The organism is Parabacteroides sp. Y3-G-102 (assembly GCF_023656845.1).
GTDB classification, from domain to species: Bacteria; Bacteroidota; Bacteroidia; order Bacteroidales; family Tannerellaceae; genus Parabacteroides; species Parabacteroides distasonis.
In genome coordinates this window covers 1-17,756 of sequence record NZ_JAMOKU010000031.1, presented here as the reverse complement: position 1 = coordinate 17,756, position 17,756 = coordinate 1, and the positions used below count along the sequence as shown (strand labels likewise).

Below are 17,756 nucleotides of genomic sequence, written 5' to 3'. Positions count from 1 at the left end.
AAATTTGAAGCAAATGAACACCCAAACCTAAAAAAGGGCAAATTTTTGTATACTTCAACACTACTGCAAGCCTTGCGCAAGCAGAAAATTACTACTTTTATACTACTGCAATACATATTAATTATCTTATTTTCAGTTATAATACATTTGTTAATTCAAAAGGAGAACATTATATGTTATTAAACACATCTCACTAAATATGGGAAAACAAAAATGACAAGGAAAACTCATAGTTATGATTTTCTTATTTCATAGTTATGATATTTTTCATTCATAACTATGAAATTTCTTAGTGGAACTGGATCATGAAATCTACCAAGCTTTGCCCCTCCGGTAGATTTAGTTTTTTACGCAATCGATAGCGCGCCGCCTCGATACCACGTACGGAAAGATTTTGCATACGAGCCATATCCTTAGTTGGCATATTCAAACGTAATAAAGCGCATAATCGTAAATCGCCCGGAGTCAAATCGGGATACCGCTCTTTTAGATTCGTAAAGAACTTTTCGTGGATACGATCGAAATTAGTCTGGAAAATGGCCCATTCATCCTCGCCTGATATATTCTCTTCGATCATGCGGATGAGCTTATCGAAGAATCGTTTCGTATAACTTCCCGATAATTGTTGAGCTTGTATTTCCTTTTTTAGACCTTCAAGGAAATCATTATGAGAGATAACAGACAAAGTAGCACTGGCTAATTCCTTACTCTTATAAGTAAGGTCATTTTCTAATTTTTCATTCTCTAGCTTGACAATTAATTGCTCTTGCGCCCTCAATTGCTCTTCTTGCAATCTCTTTTGCTCCTCGTTAACTTTTTTCTCACGCATGACAATCCACATCGTATACATTCTCACTAATACGACCAGTATACATAAAAACAAAGCAAAATAGATGATCAGCGCCCACCAAGAGCTATAAAATGGACGTTCGATCTTGAATGGATAAGACAGAGAAGATAGCTCTTTTCCTCGATCGTCTTTCACAACCGCATGTAACACAAAATTACCATACGGTAAATTAGAATAAGTCCGTTGAAAATTACTGGTGCCTTCTATCCATTCATTATCAAACCCGTCCAGTTTATAATAGATCAGGAAACGGCGCCCCGTAAAATCCGGATACGAAAACTTAAAAAGAATCGTATTATAGCTATAACTCAATACGGACGCACCGGCTTCCGGTGCGTCCGCTCCCTTGCAAGGGAGCGGAGCGAACTCATTTTCATGCCGATTATAGGCCCTTACCTGCGACAAACTTAATGGAACTCGAGTCGTATCCACATAATTCCGGTATCTGTCATAACGAGCGATCCCCCCGTTTAGACAAAAATAAGACGTCCCGTCGGAAGCCACATAAATATTTCCCCTATCCTCTATGGTCGGATTATCAAACAAAGTAAAAGGAATACGCTGTTTTAACTGGAATCGCCCAGACTCATATCCTAACAATACATATTCCGAATTCTGGATAAACCAATATAAATCATTATTCAAGGAAACAACTCGATAGGTATCGCTTAACTCGGGAAAATCCTCATTCAACAAATCATAAGGAACGATCTTTCCAGTCAAATCCTCATAAGTATAAAACTTACTCCCATCCGAGAAAACAATACGTCCGCGTAATTTCATTACATTAATCGTACCACTCTCATTACCTTCCTCCAGTTTTCCGATATACTCCATCTCTTTCACACTCCTCAAATCCTCATTCAAGCGAAGACGATAGATACCTTTATACATATGGCTAGCCCATATATTGCCGGTAGGGTCAACCTCAAACGATTTGATCAAATTAGAGAATCCTTCTACATTATGGCTAAATTTCCAACGATTAGTAACCATATCCCGGGTGAAAACACTGAGTGGACGGTAAGACATCTGGAGTAAAACTTCCTTTCCATGGATAATTGTCTTACGTAATGCGGTACCCCCTCCATTGGGCCCCGGTATCTGAGTAGCTTTTCGGCCCTCTAGCTGTAAGGTACCTGTATTATGTCCGGCAATCAGTTGATTTCCGACATCGGAGATATACCATGTCTGTTCTTGAGTACCGGGAATCAAGGTTGGATAACTATCATTCTCAGATAACGCATAAAGACCTTGGTTCGTAGCTAAATAAACAATACCCTTCTCTATCACCATATCATGCACCATACCAATCTGGGCCTCAAGCGGTTCATAAAAATAGATCGGAGAATTCACATGTATCTGCGCGATACCATTATCCAATGTAACCCATAAATTATCCGAATTATCAGCAAATACTCTCAATACCGTATTATTAATCAAGCCATTCTCCCTGTTGATATGCCACAAAGTTTCCCCCTGCTTATTAATCGCTACAACCCCATTAGAAATCGTACCCACAATAAAAGTAGAATCTTTCATCATGACTCCCCGGTTTGCGATCCCTTCCTTTAATATCTCATTGGCTGGTGTATTCCACACAGACAATTTTTTACGCACCTCATCATAGATAAAACATCCACTACGAGCCGAGACCAATAATAGCTGATGATCAAATGGCAAGACCGAAACCACATCATCCTCCAAAACCTTTTTCGATAGTAACTCTGTAAACTGGCCGTCATCCATTCGACAAAAGCTTCCTCCCTCCATGAACTGAACGTATAGATGATCGTCTAATGTGAAAATATACAATGGAGACAGGTCGGATACACCTTTTCTTACTTTTTCCCCGTCATAAATAAAAAAGCTCCGGAATGATTGAAAATAAATCTCACCCTTATATTCATTAATCGTCCAGAACTCATCATTATTCAGATAGACGTTCATCTCAGACGAACTGAGTGAATGATAAATCAGATCATTCTCATCATCCATCTCAAAATACCCGAACTCCTCGAAAGAGCCGACATAAATACGTCCGTCCTTCGATATATACAAAGCACGGACACCTAGATTATTCGGTAATTTCACAAGATCCCAGTGAATACCGTCAAAAACCAAAAGCCCCCGGTTATTCCCAATATACATCTTTCCTCCCGGACCTTGGGAGACGGCCCAATTCTGGTTTCCCGCTTTGTAATCGCTTACGGAATAATTGATGATTTTAGGAATATAGGGTACCTTCGCATTCCCCGTTATACAAAATAACAAGGCAATAACGCAACAAATCAACATACGAACCAACGTCCTCTTAAGTATCTCCTTCACTATATAGTACAGAATGTTATGTACCACAAAAGTAAATAAAAAAACATCACGTTACACCCTACTTCTTATAAACTCTCACATAATCAATCTCGAACACATGTGGAAAAAGAGAATCATCAATACCCTTTTGGCCTCCCCAATTCCCACCGATCGCCAGATTCAGCAAGATATGAAAGCGTTTATCGTAAGGCCAAACCTCATAGCCTGTCCCCTCGTTCTTAAATGTAAAGTATAATTGATCATCTACATAAAGCCGGTACTCATCTTCCTCCCATTCCAAGGCGTACACGTGAAACGCTTTATAACAATCCGGACACGCAATTTTAGCATTTTTTTGAGTTCCGATCGCATGATTATATTTTTCCGTATGCGAAGAACCTACGATCGTGTCGGGATCATAGCCCACATTTTCCATAATATCTATTTCCCCGCTTTTTGGCCAATCCCCGTATTCCCAATCCGTTGGAAGCATCCAGATGGCCGGCCATGTCCCTCGTCCAGTCGGGAGTTTCGCCCGAATCTCAAAACGTCCGTACAACCAATCCCCTTTTCCTTTCGTAATCAGGCGAGCCGATGTATATGAACGACCTTCCATCGGTTCTTTCAAGGCCGTAATCCTCAACACCCCATCCGAGACCCAAGCGTTCTCCTTTCTGCCGGATGTATAATATTGAGCCTCGTTATTTCCCCATTGATATACATTACCTTCCGTATCATAAGACCATTTCGTAGAATCAGGAAATCCCGTATAGTCAAACTCCTCACTCCATATCAATTTCCACCCGCCTTTATCCATGGGTGCAGACAAATCGATATCACTAGCATTCGCCAGACTGCTCAAGAAAACACTATATAGGATAAAACCAAACAAAAGAAATGAACGTGACATAACAATATAGATTTAAATCAGAATTTCCACAAATATATGAAAAATAAATAAAAGTGTAGATGAAAAACACATCGCAAGGTTATCCCCGCAATTATACTGCAAATACCACAGGAGATATACTTCAAGTGGCAGAGAAGATATACTTCATGGCCAAAGTAAGTACTACCCCATTTTCCCTAGGGATTTATCGGATAAGCCAAAGTCATGCTGGATTTTGATCTGGCGGAAATGTATGGAACGGAAACCGCCCAATTGAAACGTGCGGTCAGACGAAACATAGAACGCTTTCCTGATGATTTTATGTTCACATTAACAATTCAAGAATTTAACAACTTGAAAAACAATATGGTATGCCAAATTGGCATCTCAAAGAAAGGAGGTAACCAATATGCTCCATTCGCTTTCACGGAGCAAGGTATAGCAATGCTTTCTTCTGTACTCAGATCCGATACAGCCATTAAAGTCAATATCTCTATCATGCGTGCTTTCGTCGGTATACGACAAATAATAAGTTCTTCCTCCCCTTTGCTTGAACTCCAACAAGAAGTAAAGGAACTCAAAGCGTATATCGAAGAAGCATTTGCCGATTACAACGACATCAACGAAGATACCCGTACGCAACTTGAGCTAATCAATCTGTCACTCGCTGAGTTACAAGCGAGAAGAACCAAGAATCAATCTCGCCCCCGGATTGGTTACGTGAAATAAACAGTTCATGTAAATAACTCATATAAAATAAATAAATTCACTAACTTTGTGGCCTTAAATAGAAAACGATACAAAAACGATAAACGATCATGGAGTACAATTTCAGAGAGATTGAGAAGAAGTGGCACGACTACTGGATTGCCGAAAAGGTTTATAAAGTCGAAAAGGACACGAATAAGCCTAAATACTATGTATTGGACATGTTCCCCTATCCTTCCGGTGCGGGATTGCACGTTGGCCACCCGCTCGGTTATATAGCTTCTGATATTTATTCGCGTTTCAAACGTTTGCAAGGTTTTAACGTATTGCACCCGATGGGTTACGACGCTTACGGATTGCCCGCGGAGCAATACGCCATCCAGACCGGCCAACATCCGGAGATCACGACAAAGAATAATATAGCCCGTTATCGGGAGCAATTGGAAAAGATCGGTTTCTGCTACGATTGGAGCCGTGAGATCCGTACCTGCGATCCCGAATATTACAAATGGACGCAATGGGCCTTCATCCGGATGTTCAACAGCTACTACTGCAACGACGAGAAGCAAGCCCGCCCGATCAGCGAGTTGATACAGGCTTTCGAGACCAGTGGTACGGAAGGTCTGAACGTAGCTTGCGGAGAGGAACTTAGTTTCACCGCCGATGAATGGAAAGCCAAGAGCGATAAAGAAAAACAAGAGATATTACTCAACTACCGGATCGCTTATCGTGGAGAGACCATGGTAAACTGGTGTGCCGCCTTGGGTACCGTATTAGCGAATGATGAGGTCGTGAACGGTGTTTCCGAGCGTGGAGGCTATCCGGTGGAACAAAAGATCATGCGCCAATGGTGCTTACGTGTATCCGCTTACGCGCAACGCCTGTTGGACGGATTGGATACGATCGACTGGACGGATTCCTTGAAAGAGACCCAAAAGAACTGGATCGGACGCAGCGAAGGTGCCGAGGTTCGCTTCAAGATAAAAGACAGCGACAGGGAATTCACGATCTTTACGACCCGTGCCGATACGATGTTTGGTGTTACCTTCATGGTATTAGCTCCGGAAAGCGAATTGGTTCAACAATTAACTACGGCAGACCAAAAAGCGGAAGTAGACGCTTACCTAGATCGCACCAAGAAACGTACCGAGCGCGAGCGCATCGCCGACCGTCAGGTAACCGGTGTATTCAGTGGTTCCTACGCTATTAACCCGTTTACGGGCGAGGCGGTTCCCATCTGGATCAGCGACTATGTATTGGCCGGCTACGGTACGGGAGCGATCATGGCGGTTCCGGCGCACGATAGCCGCGACTACGCTTTCGCGAAGCATTTCGGACTGGAAATCCGCCCCTTGGTGGAAGGTTGCGACGTAAGCGAGGAAAGTTTCGATGCCAAGGAAGGTATCGTATGCAATTCTCCGAGAGACGGCGTTACTCCTTATTGCGATCTTTCCTTGAACGGACTGACGATCAAGGAAGCGATAGCCGCTACCAAGAAATACGTAAAAGATCACGATTTGGGACGTGTGAAGATAAACTACCGCTTGCGCGACGCTATTTTCAGCCGCCAGCGTTATTGGGGCGAACCGTTCCCGGTATATTACGACGCCGATGGTATGCCTCAGATGTTGCCGGAAGAATGTCTGCCCTTGTTGCTGCCGGAAGTAGATAAATTCTTGCCTACCGAGACGGGCGAGCCTCCATTAGGACACGCCGTTAAATGGGCTTGGGACACGGTAAATCAAAAAGTCACCGAGGTATCAAAGATCGATAACCAGACGATCTTCCCGCTGGAGCTTTGTACGATGCCGGGCTTCGCCGGTTCTTCCGCTTATTATTTGCGCTATATGGACCCGCATAATGATAAAGCCTTGGTAGCTAAAGACGTGGATGAATATTGGAGAAACGTGGATTTATATATCGGTGGTACGGAACACGCTACCGGCCACTTGATCTACAGCCGTTTCTGGAATAAGTTCTTGTTCGACTTGGGTATCGTTTGCGAGGAAGAGCCGTTCAAGAAATTGATCAACCAAGGTATGATCCAAGGACGGTCGAACTTCGTGTACCGCATCAACGGAACCAATAAATTCGTTTCCTTGAACTTGAAAAACCAATACGAGGTCACCCCTATCCACGTAGACGTAAATATCGTATCTAACGATCTGTTGGATATAGAGGCTTTCAAGAACTGGCGTCCGGAATACAACGACGCGGAGTTCGTATTGGAAGATGGTAAATATATCTGCGGATGGGCGGTCGAGAAGATGTCCAAATCCATGTTCAACGTAGTGAACCCGGATATGATCGTTGAGAAATATGGTGCCGATACCCTACGTTTGTACGAGATGTTCCTAGGCCCGTTGGAGCAATCCAAGCCTTGGGATACGAACGGTATCGATGGCGTACACCGTTTCTTAAAAAAGCTTTGGGGTTTATTCTTCGGCAATACGGATACCCTGCAAGTTACCGATGCCGAGCCTACGGCCGACGAATTGAAATCCTTGCATAAGCTGATCAAGAAAGTAACGTTCGACATCGAGCATTTCTCATACAACACGTCCATTAGCGCTTTCATGATTTGCGTGAACGAGTTAACGAGCTTAAAATGCAGCAAGCGCGCCATCTTGGAGCCGCTGATCATCTTATTGGCTCCGTTCGCTCCCCACATCACGGAAGAGCTATGGCATCAATTAGGACATGATACGACCATCTGCGATGCCCAGTGGCCGGAACATAACGAAGAGTATCTGGTAGAAAAATCAGTTACCTACGTCATCTCATTCAATGGTAAAGCCCGTTTCAACCTCGAACTTCCGGCAGATATCTCCCGTGAAGACGCTGAGAAGGCGGCCTTGAGCCATGAGAACTCAGCGAAGTGGATGGAAGGCAAGACCATTAAGAAAGTTATTGTCGTTCCCGGCAAAATCGTTAATATCGTAGTGGGATGAACTTAAAACTCACAAAAATCTATTTTTCCGTACAGGATTATCTAATGATCCTGTTCGGAACTTTATTATACGGATTCGGATTCAACGCCTTTATCCTTTCCAACGAGATCGTGACAGGTGGGGTAAGTGGTATCTGTGCGTTGATCTTCTTTGCCTCCAATGGATTGATCCCGGTATCCGTATCTTATTTTGTCATCAACGTAGCCTTGTTGGTGGTAGCCTTAAAGATCCTTGGTCTAAAATTCTTGATAAAAACTATTTTCGGAGTTTTCTCACTCTCGGCTTCTCTCTCTCTCTTCGAGTGGCTGCTGAAAGGACAACCTATACTGCACGACCAGCCGTTTATGGCTATCATAATCGGAGCGTTCATGTGTGGTGCCGGACTAGGATTGGTATTCTCGGCGAACGGTAGTACCGGAGGTACGGATATTATCGGTGCGGTAATCAATAAATATAAGAATATATCGATCGGACGTATCCTTCTGTTTTGCGATTTCTTCATCATCAGTTCCTCTTTCTTCCTGTTCCATAACGTGGACAAGATCGTTTTCGGTTTCGTGGAGATGGTCATAAGCAATTACGTTCTCGACATGGTATTGAACGGTAACCGCCAATCCGTACAATTCCTCATCTTCTCCCAGAAGTACGACGAGATAGCAGATCGTATCATCCATGAGTTAGGCCGTGGCTGCACGATACTAGACGGTGAGGGCGGTTATTCCCGCAAACCCGTCAAGGTAGTCGTACTCCTCGCCAAGAAATCCGAATCCGTCTCCATCTTCCGGATCGTGAAGCGGATAGACCACCAAGCGTTCATCTCCCAAAGTATCGTCCGAGGGGTATATGGTGAGGGGTTCGATCAGATAAAGACTTAAAAAAGAATATACAAACAATTTAAAGCATTTCCATACGTTATATATCTACCGTATAGAAATGCTTTCTTATTTAATAGATTACGAAATATGAAACTTGTATTCGCGACAAATAATCAACACAAACTGGACGAGGTCCGCAAGATAACCGCCGGATACGCGGAAATCATAAGTTTATCCGATATCGATTGCCATGACGATATCCCCGAGACGGCAGATACCTTAGAGGGAAATGCTTTGCTAAAAGCCCGCTATATCAAGGAGAAATTCGGATATGATTGTTTCGCTGACGACACGGGATTAGAAGTCGAGGTATTGAATAATGCTCCGGGAGTCTATTCGGCTCGTTACGCAGGAACAGGGCACGACTCGGAAGCTAATATGAACAAGCTGTTGTCCGAAATGAATCATAAAGAAAACAGAAAAGCACGTTTCCGCACGGTCATAGCTCTAGTCCTTGACGGAAAAGAATATACCTTCGACGGTATCGTGAATGGCTCTATCACTACCGAAAAACGCGGAAATAGCGGATTTGGATACGATCCTATATTCATGCCTGATACCTATACACAAACTTTCGCCGAGATGGGTAACGATACAAAAAACCAGATCAGCCATCGTGCGAAAGCCGTCATGAAGTTAACATCATTTTTATCTGATTACAATTGTTAATATGAGACATATACTTACTATCATTCTATTTTCATTCTTTTCATTCACTGTATTAGCCGCGAATTTTAATACAACCGGATGGAAAACGTATCTTTCTTACAATAACACAAACAGCGTAGAGGAATCGAACGACCAAGTATTTGTGGTAGCGGAAGGATCTCTTTATACGTATGGAAAAGAAGATAATAGTATTAAGCAATATTATAAAGGAAACGGATTAAATGATAATACGATTTCTTTGATCCGCTATAATAAACAAACAAAATCACTCCTTATTATCTATGATAATTCAAATATAGATATACTTGAGGGAGGAGTGGCGACAAATCTACCTTATCTGTCGACCAGTACGTCCATAAGAGACAAACAAATCAATTCAGTATTGGTACATGATGAATATGCCTATTTATCGACAGCATTTGGTATCGTCGTGGTCAATATGGCCAAAAAGGAAATAAAAGATACCTACAAGCTTTCCTTAAATATAACATCGTGTGCCATACAGAATGGCAATATATATGCCTCTACAACCAATAAGGCAGAAGTATCTTCGGGGATTATATACGCCTCATTAAAAGAAAACCTACTGGATAAGGCAAACTGGAAGCCCTATGGATTATCAAACCTTTCCGATAGTCATACGATCTCAGCTATCGCTTCATTCAAGAATACTTTGTTCTACTTGGTCAGTCAGCAAGGTATCTTCTATGAAAACAATGGAGAGCTTTCCCGAATAATAAATAGCTCAACCCTAAAATACATGAAAGTAATAGGCGAAAAATTAGCATGTATAGATAACTCAAGGGTTTTCATCGTATCCGATACGCAAAAGTTTGACCAAATAAACTTAAGTATCAATGATATCAGTACCTATCAAACAGACAAATATTGGATAGCGGAAGGAAGCAAAGGGCTACGTTCTATCCAACGGAAAGGATCAAATAGTTTTGAGGCTCTTAATGAACCTATCATTTTAGACGGACCTTACAGCAATAGCGCATTCGATATTGTTTGTAAAAATGATAAAGTATATATGATCATAGGAGGTAAAGACCTCCTAAATGGTAAGCGCTTCGACAAAGGAGGTTATATTCTTACATACGATTATGATAAATGGTCTTTTATCGATCCTAAAGAAGCCCAAAAGAAACTCAATTTACCAAGAAATCCACGAGACTATACAAGTATAGCCGTAACGACCGATGATTCTAATGATGAGATCGTATACGCCTCTTCCATGGGTGATGGCGTTATCCAATATAAGAATGGAACTCCCGTTCAGTCATACAATGAAAAGAATGCCTTTAAAGAAACCGCGGGAGGCTATGGGTCCGGTTATTGTTATATAGATGGACTGGCCTTTGATAAAAATGGAAATTTGTGGATGACAAGCTCAGAGGTTAACCATGCGGTACTTGTTCTTGACAAAGCAGGAGCATGGCATCGTTTGGATATCGAGCAACTTAGAGGAGTCTATACAATAAACGATATACTTATAACCTCCACGAACGATAAATGGATTTATGTGCCTCGTAACACCCCTAAACTTGTAATGATACCGAATAGCGAGTCTTTAGACGAAGTTTCCTCGTATGAGTTTACTACACTTATTGATACCGACGGAAAAGAATTGACTCCTAGTAATTATACATGCGTAGCCGAGGATAAGGATGGATATATCTGGGTTGGTACGAATCGGGGAGCCGTATACTTCACTAAACCTAGGATCTCTTCCGCTGAGGATAAAGCCGCTACACGTTGTACAAGGGTAAAATATACCAATGAGGAAACTGGCAATCTCGCTTATTTCTTAGATAACGTTGTCGTCACGACCCTAAAAGTAGACGCAGGTAATCGAAAATGGATTGGAACCAAAGGAAATGGCGTTTATGTTCTAGATAATGATAATGAGACAATCGTTTATCAATTTAATACGACCAATAGCCCGCTCCTTTCCGATAACATATACGATATAGAGATAAACGATAAGACCGGTGAGGTTTTTATCGGTACCGATAAAGGACTAAATTCCTATCAAGGAGAAGCTTCGGAAGGTAAATCTGATTACTCGGAGATCTACGCATATCCTAATCCGGTACGTCCCGAACATATGGATAAAGTAACGATTGTAGGATTAATGGATAATTCGAATGTAAAAATCACGGATTTAAACGGAAATATTATTTATCAAACTAAATCCTTGGGGGGGCAAGCTATCTGGAATTGCCGGAACGCAAACGGATCACGTGTAGCGACAGGCGTATATCTTGTACTAGCTTCCACAGAGGAAGCCTCAGAGAGCGTCGTAACAAAAATCATTGTAGTCAAATAGAACAATGAATCAATCAGAGAAAGTTTTACTCAACTCCAGATTAATAAATCAAGTAAAAGAAGCGAATAATTTTGATTTTATTCGCTTCTTTCTTGCGTATTCTGTCATGTTCAACCATTTCAGCACACTGACAGAGACAGATCCTTTTTGGTTTGTTAGCGGAGGATTTCGAGTGAAAGGTTTCTTTATTATTAGTGGATTTCTTGTTATGTTTAGCTTCTTACGTACGCCTAATACCCAGATTTTTTTCCGTAAACGTATTCAACGTATTATGCCCGCCTACAGCTTGACTATTTTATTATGTGCCTTAATCGGATTATTCCTTACCTCTTTATCCTGCTGGGAATACCTCACCTCTTCTAGCTTATACACCTATCTTATCTGTAATTTACTTACATTTAACTTTTTATCGCCGGATTTACCCGGCGTATTCGATACCAATCCTTTACAAGCGATGAATGGGTCTTTATGGACTATCAAGGTTGAATTCATGCTATATATCACCATACCCATTATCTATTGGTTACTGAAAAGATACAATAAATTGGTATGCCTACTTCTTATTTATATCTTATCTTTCATCTACTCGACAACGTGTAATTATTTAGATGATATGACACACAACCCTATTTATGAATTCATGAAAAGACAATTCCCCGGACAAATGATGTACTTTTGTTCTGGTATTATCATACTTGCCTATTTCCCTATTTTTCGAAAATATATGAGATATTTGTTCCCTGTTAGCCTATTTCTTTTATTGGGTAGAGAGTATCTGCTGCTGAGTATTTTCGAGCCTATCGCTCTAGCCTCTATCATTATCACGGTAGCTTACGGATTCAAGTGGTTACATGTATTCAACCGGATGGGAAATTTCTCGTATGGTATCTTCTTGATTCATTTCCCGATCATCCAAATATTCATTCATTACGGACTTGATCGGTATAGCTTTATATTGACATTGGCTCTTACCACTATCCTTAGCACCGGATTGGGTATGTTATCCTGGAAATACATAGAGAAACCTTGTTTATATCATCCTAAAAAGAAAAACCAGACGAACGCAATGCTCGGATGATCTGATCTGTTATCTTCTCCGCTCCTTTCCGGTTCGGATGGATAGCATCATAAAAATCCGACGTATCCAATAGATCCATACAGTCGACGATAAGGATAGAATCAAACATTTGAGTAAACATTCGCAAAGCTCGTTGTTTCTCCGCTACTGTAAAAGCTGTTATATCCGGGTTATACGGCATGACAACCAGACAATAAATAATACCCCTATCCCTAAAATAAACGGAAGAACGCTCTATCAACCTTTTCCATTCAGGAGTAATCTGATATGCCTCGAATTTATTTTCTTCATTCTGTTCTTCTACTTTCCGTTTATAGACAGATTCATTTCTATCAGACATCGTAGAGTTTGGATAACGTAAATCAGAGGCTATAATTCCGGGGATAACATCATCATCCAACTTATTACGCAGATAAGTAGTCAAGCCGGAGAATAAACAATTTCGAGCCACATAATTATAGTATAAATTCGGTTCACTTAGAGGTTTCTCTAAAGCAGGAAGTAATTCACGGGTAAAACCATCCATTTTATATCCATACATATGTAGAGCTACCCGGTTGGGATCATCCAATTCGATCGGGCCACGTAATTGATCTAAATCCACACACTGTACAACTACTTGAACAGAAGATGGTAAATAGGAATAATACAAGGCACTCTCACTCAATCTCTGACCGGTAGAGGTAAGATTATATACACAGGGATTTCCTCGCAACTCTGCTTCTAACTTGTATCCGTTCACACCACTCATACCGCGGCTATTACCTAAAATGACAAGATCCGGACGCTCTTCCGGATTATTTAACGTACTCCATATAAGTCGTGTTCGTACGTAGTCGTTAGGCAATAATCGATAGAGATAGGGAGTGATCTGATTGAACAAAAACAACAAGATCCCCAGAAACAACAGGAATCTTATCATACTCTTTATTTGTTTATGCGTTGGTTTCATACTTGCTAGAATTGAAAATAAATAAAGCTAGAAGCGTTATTTCCGAAGAAATATATACAAAATAAGAGGATCGCATATAAAGTATATCGTATATATATACTTCGTATTTTCTTAATATCAAATCCAAACGGTCGTTCCCGGTTCATCCATTCGACCACCAGCATACAAGCAATAAAAATAAGCGATAATAAAGCAGAAACATTATTGGCCCCACTTACCTTAGGCACACGGAATAAAGAAGAGGAGAACAGATCATATATATAATCGAATGCCATTGATATATTCTCAGCCCTAAATAGAATCCATCCGATCACCACGAAGCCAAATGTAACCAACATAGACACAACGTTTGATGGTATCAACCTTATCTTTACATATTTCTTTAGTATCAACAATGCTATACATAGCAAACCATGGTAAACACCCCAAGCCACAAATGTCCAGTTCGCTCCATGCCAAAGACCGCTCAAGAAAAATATGATCAAGATATTCCGAATATGTCTAAAGAAACCATTATGGCTACCTCCCAAGGGAATATATACATAATCTACGAACCAAGTATTCAACGAGATATGCCAACGTCTCCAAAATTCGGCTATATCTAAAGAAAAATAGGGATACCGGAAATTTTGCCTCAACTGTATCCCAAACAACTTGGCTGTACCTATAGCGATATCTGAATATCCGGAAAAATCTCCATAAATCTGGAATGAGAACAAAACGGCTCCCAATAGCAAAGTACTAGCCGGGTAATTTCCATAGTTCCCGAATATGTCATCTACGACCAAGGCACAATTATCGGCTATCAGGATTTTTTTGAAAAACCCCCACATCATTTGTCGTATCCCATCTACAGCGTCGTTATACTCGAAGCTGCGAGGTCTCTCAAATTGTATCAACAGGTTAGTAGCCCGTTCGATAGGGCCAGCCACCAACTGTGGGAAAAAACTAACAAACGCGAAAAAGGAAACGATATCTCTTGTCACCGGCAATTTACCTCTATACACGTCAATCGTATAACTTAAGGCTTGGAATGTATAAAAACTAATCCCGACCGGTAATAAGAGAGAAAGCGTAGAGATGTGCAATGAAATCCCTATATAAGAGAAAGCATCTACCAAACTATCCACAAAAAAGTCGTAATACTTGAAGAAAGAGAGTATCAGTAAGTTTAATATGACATTCGCAACCACGATACCTTTATCGAACCAGCGAGGTATCTTCCCCGCCCTCGCACGTACTTCCTCTATTCCTATCCCACTCAGCCAACTACAGAAAGAGGTAAGGGCTATCAATGCCAAGAACCGGTAATCCCACCACCCGTAAAAAAGATAACTAACTACGACTACAAATAAATTCTGTAGTCGTAGTCGCTTTCCGAAGACAAGCCAATACAATAAAAATACGATTGGCAAATAAATCAAATATTCAATCGAATTAAATAGCATAATAACCGCGAAGATATAATACTAATGCTTTATACCCTCGAACATCTCCGAGCGATCTTCTTTCGCTTGGGTGGATTTGGCCTTGAAACTATTAAATGTCCAACTCAACGTCAACGTGATTTGTGGATATTTGGGTTTGATACGTGTCAGGGAACGTAAATCTGCCGTTTGGATATCGCTGATATATTTGGCGGAACGGAAAATATCCCGGAAAGCTAAGGTGGCGGTTAGTTTTCGGTTACATAGTTGCTGGCGGACGGCTACGTTCGCGTACCAATAAGCGTCCGTACGGCCCTGCGTCGTTACGGAAGGGCCTACAAAACTACCATCCAATTGGATACGGGTGTATTTCCCCAGATTAAACAGGTTATTCCATAGGATATCGTAATTGGTGCTTGAGGTCGTATTTCCACCGGCGGCCTGTTCGTTCTTCACCTTATAATGATAAACGTTTCCGTTGACCGTGGTATTCCACCAACGTACCGGATGCAGGCTGACACTTAGCTCGATACCTGTTGAATAATCATGTCCTACGTTTGACATCGAGTCTAAGGTTACACCGGCTGAATAAGGTACGCGCAACCGCTCGATCTTATCTTTTCGATACCGATGAAAGGCGGTAGCGGATACCGTATTTTCCCCGAAACTCTTCCGGTAGTTCAATTCAAAGGAGTTGATGTACTCCGGACGTATATCCGGATTACCGATCTCGGCCGTATAAAAGTCACGATACGTAATATAAGGCTCCATATAAAAAAGCTGCGGACGTGTGGTACGACGGGAATAGGAAGCCAACAAACGATGTTCATTCGGGAACGTATAGCCCAAATGCACCGATGGGAAAAACTCAAAACGATTCTTCGTACGATCCGCTCCCTCCACGGAACTTCGCAAGACCGTATGCGTATGCTCTCCCCGAACGCCGGCTTGCGCCTCTAAATTCTTCCACGTATGGGAAAGAATCGTATAGATAGAATTCACCCCTTCTTGAAAATAAAACGTGTTGTAGATATCGTCACGCCAAAAGAACGTTTGTCCCTTGGGGTCCCACCATTCCATATTGTAATCGCCGTCTTCCAGATAAGAATAATATTGGTAACCCGCCTCTAGCTTACCTCCTTTCCCGAAAGGCAAGGCGTAATCCAGATTGATACGCATCGTTTCCCGGTGCTCGGCCTCATAAGCACGGTGCCCCTGTTGGCGTTGCCCTTCCAAGGACATCAAGTCGTTAAAGAAATATTCCAAGGCATGGCCGCCATATTTGTAATAAGCACTACCGGAAAGCTCGTGTCCCTTATCGTTGAACTTATGCTGTACCGCCAGACTTCCCAAACCTATATTCTCATCATTATCATAATCATCTATGCTTCGATAATCTTCCGTCACCGGAGAGCCGCCCGCTACCGAACGGGTTTCCTTATAGTTCATTTCTCCCTTACGCTTATTTCCGCCATAGCCGCCCTCCAGATCCAACGCGATGGTTGTCTTGGGAAGATTCAGGCTCCAACCGCCTTTCATCGTATAATGATAGCTGTTTCCCGTACGAGGCCCGACGGAATGCGAGGTAGTGGTCTGATCGCCCACCACCGTCATCTTCTCTTGGTCGAAATCACTCTTGCGCAACCGGTCTGTCCACTGTCCGCCGATGTACCAACGGGAACGCTGATGTTGCTGTGCCAACAAGAAATCGACATGGCGGGAAAGCCACGTACTTCCCGAGAGATTCACCATCCCGCTCAATCCCCGCTGGGAATGCTTCTTCGTGATAATATTAATGATACCCACGTCGCCTTCCGTATCATGCTTGGCGGAGGGCGTCGTGATAATCTCTATATTCTCTATATGCCCGGCCGGGACTTGCTCCAAAGCCTGTGTACCCGAGAAGACACTCGGCTTACCATCTATGTAAACCAAAAAGCCGCTGCTTCCACGAAAAGTAACATCGCCTTCCGCGTCTACCCGTATGGAAGGCGTATTCTCTAATATATCCACGGCGGAACCGCCTCCTCCCATCATATTGGAAGAGGCCTCGACCACTTTCTTATCCAACTTATAAACCAATTGGCGTTTCTCGGCCACTACCTCCACTTCGGCGATACCTACCTCCAAGGGACTCATCATCAACTTACCTAAATCCACCGGAGACGAGGCATCCAAGATGATATCATTCTTTGTAAACACATCATATCCCATCAGACGGACCATGACCACATAATTACCCGGAGCCACCTTAGTAAACGAGAAACGTCCTTGATCGTCCGGAAAAGTCTGTTGCAAAGTTTTTTCACTTCCCATCGTAAACAGAAAGATATCCGCATAATTAATCACTTGATTCGTAGAGGCATCTATTAACTGCCCCTTAATACGGGCATTCGGAGAAGTAGCCCACGAGAGCGCACAAATCACCCATAATAAGGCCAACATTAGTCCTATCTTTTTCATGATATTGAGAATTACAATTAGATTTCTACGCAAAAGTAACTAAATTCAGAATGTTACGGTAATTAATAGCGATCATTCTTGATATATTCTTTCCCGGGATCGTCCGAGTTCGAGTAGCGAAGCAAATGGTTTCTGTCTTATGCTGATATAGGTAGACACATTCAATAACAATAAAATGTGTAATTATTATGCGCAAAAAACATGAGCATTACAGCGAAGAAGAGAAATTGCATCTTCTTCATTCTTATTATC

At 41.9% G+C, this 17,756-nt stretch carries 11 protein-coding genes; 6 read left to right on the top strand and 5 right to left on the bottom strand.

Going from position 1 to position 17,756, the window contains the following annotated elements:
- Window positions 1–289: 289 nt before the first annotated feature.
- Together NBH16_RS15365 and NBH16_RS15360 are read right to left on the bottom strand one after the other, a co-directional pair.
- Window positions 290–3,148 (bottom strand): triple tyrosine motif-containing protein, encoded by a 2,859-nt coding sequence (locus tag NBH16_RS15365; RefSeq protein WP_284705641.1) that lies wholly within the window; start codon window positions 3,146–3,148, stop codon window positions 290–292.
- 91 nt (window positions 3,149–3,239) lie between these two features.
- Window positions 3,240–4,070, bottom strand: coding sequence for a glycoside hydrolase family 16 protein (locus NBH16_RS15360; protein ID WP_009275446.1), 831 nt, complete (start codon window positions 4,068–4,070; stop codon window positions 3,240–3,242).
- A gap of 204 nt (window positions 4,071–4,274) precedes the next feature.
- Between NBH16_RS15360 and NBH16_RS15355 the strand changes: the two genes are divergently transcribed.
- From NBH16_RS15355 to NBH16_RS15330, 6 genes are all read left to right on the top strand, one after another.
- Entirely contained in the window at window positions 4,275–4,778 is a 504-nt protein-coding gene (locus tag NBH16_RS15355; RefSeq protein ID WP_250788841.1) for an ORF6N domain-containing protein, read from the top strand.
- An 89-nt stretch (window positions 4,779–4,867) separates the two neighbouring features.
- Window positions 4,868–7,708, top strand: a complete 2,841-nt coding sequence (gene leuS, locus NBH16_RS15350) for a leucine--tRNA ligase (protein WP_250788840.1) — start codon at window positions 4,868–4,870, stop codon at window positions 7,706–7,708.
- A complete protein-coding gene (locus NBH16_RS15345) occupies window positions 7,705–8,583 on the top strand; it encodes a YitT family protein (protein WP_011967102.1) in 879 nt (292 codons plus the stop codon). Before leuS ends, NBH16_RS15345 begins: the two co-directional genes overlap by 4 nt.
- An 87-nt stretch (window positions 8,584–8,670) precedes the next feature.
- On the top strand, window positions 8,671–9,252 hold the full coding sequence (locus NBH16_RS15340) for a non-canonical purine NTP diphosphatase (protein ID WP_005860384.1): 582 nt from the start codon (window positions 8,671–8,673) through the stop codon (window positions 9,250–9,252).
- 1 nt (window position 9,253) lies between these two features.
- Window positions 9,254–11,584, top strand: a complete 2,331-nt coding sequence (porZ, locus tag NBH16_RS15335) for a type IX secretion system anionic LPS delivery protein PorZ (RefSeq protein ID WP_227713829.1) — start codon at window positions 9,254–9,256, stop codon at window positions 11,582–11,584.
- A gap of 4 nt (window positions 11,585–11,588) precedes the next feature.
- A complete protein-coding gene (locus NBH16_RS15330) occupies window positions 11,589–12,662 on the top strand; it encodes an acyltransferase family protein (RefSeq protein WP_250788839.1) in 1,074 nt (357 codons plus the stop codon).
- Here the strand turns inward: NBH16_RS15330 and NBH16_RS15325 are convergent.
- From NBH16_RS15325 to NBH16_RS15315, 3 genes are read right to left on the bottom strand one after another with little or no spacing between them, the layout of a single operon-like run.
- Entirely contained in the window at window positions 12,625–13,584 is a 960-nt protein-coding gene (locus tag NBH16_RS15325; RefSeq protein ID WP_229033144.1) for a hypothetical protein, read from the bottom strand. The genes NBH16_RS15330 and NBH16_RS15325 overlap by 38 nt on opposite strands.
- A 35-nt stretch (window positions 13,585–13,619) precedes the next feature.
- Complete coding sequence (locus tag NBH16_RS15320) at window positions 13,620–15,062, bottom strand: MBOAT family O-acyltransferase (RefSeq protein WP_250788838.1); 1,443 nt, start codon at window positions 15,060–15,062, stop codon at window positions 13,620–13,622.
- A 21-nt stretch (window positions 15,063–15,083) separates the two neighbouring features.
- Complete coding sequence (locus NBH16_RS15315) at window positions 15,084–17,504, bottom strand: TonB-dependent receptor (RefSeq protein WP_250788837.1); 2,421 nt, start codon at window positions 17,502–17,504, stop codon at window positions 15,084–15,086.
- Between the last annotated feature and the right edge of the window lie 252 nt (window positions 17,505–17,756).